Here is a 3174-nt window from a genome sequence, read left to right on the forward strand (position 1 = left end):
CGAACAGGAATACCTGCGCTGGCGGCGCGAGGAACCGCTCATCCTGAGCGAGGCCGATCACATCATGCTGCGAGCTTTGGGCGAGAACCTGCCGCAGGTCTGGCACGCTGCGACCACGTCGGCCGACGCCCGCAAACGCATTCTGCGCTTCGTGGTCCGCGAGGTCGTTCTCGATCAGAAGCGCGATCGTGGGCAGGTCTGGATGAAGATTGTCTGGCAGACGGGCGCCACCAGCGAGCATCGGTTGCAGCGACGCGTCCATGCCTACCACGACTACGCGGACCCTGACCGGCTACGGCAGCGGGTGGCCGACCTCAATGCCGCCGGCAAGATGGACAAGGAAATTGCCGCCGTGCTGAACGCCGAGGGCTTCGTCGCGGCCCGCGGCTGTGCCTTCAAGGGCGAGAACGTCTGGCTTCTGCGCAAACGCTGGGGCATTCCGACCGTCAAGATCAACGGCGTCGCTGCGAACCCGCCGCGCTGGCCTGACGGCACCTATTCGATCCAGGGTGCGGCAGCGGCACTCGGCATCACCTCCCAGACGGTGTTTCACTATCTCGCCCGCGGACTCCTGGCCGGACGGCAGTTGATCAAGGGCCAGCCTTGGAAAATCGACCTCTCGGACGATCAGATCATCCAGCTTCGAGCTCGTATTCGACGCACCAGACGATCGATAAAGGAGGCATCATGAAATCGTCGGGTCGGGGAAGATCCGGTTCCACTCACCGAAGGCGAGGTTGGTGGTGATCAGCGTTGATCGGCGTTCGTAGCGGGCGCTGATCAGCTCGAACAGGACGGACGTCTCGGCCTGATCCTTGGCGACGTAGGCGAGATCGTCGAGGATCAGCAGGTGGTACTTGTCGAGCCGGGTGATGGCGGCTTCCAGGGAGAGCTCGCGGCGAGCGACCTGGAGCTTCTGGACGAGGTCGGAGGTGCGGGTGAACAGCACGCGCCAGCCATTCTCGATCAGCGCCAGGCCGATCGCCGCGGCCAGATGGCTTTTCCCGCCGCCGGGCGGGCCGAACAGGATCAGGTTCGCGCCCTTTTCGAGCCAGCCGTCGCCGGAGCAGATCGCCATGACCTGGGCGCGCGAGATCATCGGCACGGCGTCGAAGGCGAAGCTGTCCAGGGTCTTTCCGGGCGGAAGGCGCGCCTCGCCGAGATGACGCTCGATGCGCCGCCGGTCCCGTTCGGCGATCTCGTGCTCGGCGAGCGCCGCCAGGAAGCGGGCAGCGGGCCAGCCTTCCTTGTCGGCGCGCTGGGCGATATCGGGCCAGTTCAGCTTGATGGCGGGCAGACGCAGGTCGTTGAGGATGAGAGCCAGCCTCTGTGCGTCGATCGGGTGAGTGACCGGTGTCATGCAGCGGCTCCCGACAACAGCACGTCATAGACGGCGAGCGGGACGAGTTCGACGGTCACCACCGGCAGCTCGGCAGGGTCTGGCGCGAAGCGTCTTCGTAAGGCCGCCATGTCGGGAAGGCCGCCTGCCGCCAGCACAGAGGCGAGGATCTCGGCGAGCTCGGCTTCGCAGGCGCGCTCATGCGCCAGAGCCAGGAGATCGACCATGGTCCGGCAGGCGACGCGCTCAGGCAATCGTTCGACGAGGCGATCGAAGGTTCGCCGATAGGCCTCGCGCGGGAACAATCGGTCGCGATAGACCAGGTTGAGGAGCGCCATCGGCTTGCGCCGCAAAGCGTGGATCACATGGCGATAATCGACGACATGGCCATGCTTGCCATTGCCGTATGATCGGCCGCGCAGCAGCGTCATCAGCTTGGAGCCGCCGATGAACACGTCGAGCCGGTCGTCATAGAGCCGGACCCGCAGGCGGTGCCCGATCAGGCGGGATGGCACGGTGTAGAACACCTTCCTCAGCGTGAAGCCACTGCTCGAGGTGACGGTCACGATCGTCTCCTCGTAATCGCAGGTCCGGCGATCCGGCAGCATCTGGAGATGGCCGCGCTCAGCGTCGATGCGCGCGGCATTGCGACGATTCTTGGCGGCGACCGTCTCATCGACGAAGCGCCGATATCCGGAGAGATCGTCGAAGTCGGCACTGGTGCGCAGCAGCAGAGCGTCGCGGATCGCGGCTTTCAGATGGCCATGGGCGCTCTCGACCGAGCCGTTCTCGTGGGCAACGCCGCGATTGTTGCGCGTCGGCGTCATGCCATAATGAGCGCACAAGGCGTCGTAGCGCCGCGTCAGATCGGACCTTGCATCAGCGTCGAGATTGCAGAACGCCGCTGACAGGCTGTCGCTGCGATGCTCAGTCGGGCTGCCGCCCAAAGCCCACAGGGCATTCTGCAACCCCTCGGCCAGTGCGACGTAGCTTTCCCCGCCCAGGATTACATGGGCATGCTCGAAGCCCGACCAGGCGAGCCGGAAGTGATAGAGACGATGGTCCAGCGCAACGCCGGCGACTCTGATGCCGAGATCGGCCATGTCGGTGAAGTCCGACAGACCCATCCGGCCGGGTTCGTGGATCTGCCGGAAGATGATCTCCTGCTCCACGCCATGGAGGGCTCTCCAGGCGCGGATGCGGCGCTCCATCGTGCGGCGGACGCCGGGATCGAGATCGGGATGGCGACGCCGCATCTCTTCGAAGATGCCGATCGGCCGCAGCCCCGGTGCCGAACGCAGCAGCGGCACGATCTCGGCGTCGAAGATTGACGCAAGAGGGTCGGGCCGACGGCGCCCACGCGCCCTGTCGGCTTGCGAAGGCAGGCCTGGATTGCCCGAGATCCGATACCCCGTCGCGGTGCTGAACCCAGCCTTCGCCGCCGCGATCGCGACGGCGTCGTTCTGTCGGAACTTCATGAAGAGCCTCATCTGGTGATCGGTGACGTGGCGGCCGGGCACGCAAGGTCTCCTCCATGTGAGGAGACAGCTTGCGGCAGCTGGCCGGCCGCGATCACCAGCGACGACGCTCCCCAAGAAGCTCGCCTTCGTCGGGGGCACGACAGCTACGGGCTACGCCCTACGCTGCCGCCCCCCGACGATTCTCACTTTGATTGTCGCGCAACTCGCATCGTGATTGTCGCGTCGCAGTCGGCCGACGTGGTCGCAGCGTGCCAGACCTGCGGCAGGTTCTCGCCCAAAGCTCGCAGCATGATGTGATCGGCCTCGCTCAGGATGAGCGGTTCCTCGCGCCGCCAGCGCAGGTATTCCTGTTCG

1 protein-coding gene and 2 pseudogenes are annotated in these 3174 nt (G+C 65.5%); 1 reads left to right on the top strand and 2 read right to left on the bottom strand.

The features are described 5' to 3' along the window. Positions 1-691 (top strand): annotated as a pseudogene (locus ACO2RV_RS24980) (recombinase family protein); the annotation flags it as partial. Here ACO2RV_RS24980 and istB read toward each other — a convergent pair. Continuing rightward, positions 689-1360 (bottom strand): annotated as a pseudogene (gene istB, locus ACO2RV_RS24985) (IS21-like element helper ATPase IstB); the annotation flags it as partial. The pseudogenes ACO2RV_RS24980 and istB overlap by 3 nt on opposite strands. Further along, on the bottom strand, positions 1357-2859 hold the full coding sequence (gene istA / locus ACO2RV_RS24990; RefSeq protein WP_423296901.1) for an IS21 family transposase: 1503 nt from the start codon (positions 2857-2859) through the stop codon (positions 1357-1359). The pseudogene istB and the gene istA, both read right to left, overlap by 4 nt. Positions 2860-3174: the final 315 nt, after the last annotated feature.

It is taken from the genome of Ancylobacter sp. VNQ12 (assembly GCF_049445835.1).
Taxonomy (GTDB): domain Bacteria; phylum Pseudomonadota; class Alphaproteobacteria; order Rhizobiales; family Xanthobacteraceae; genus Ancylobacter.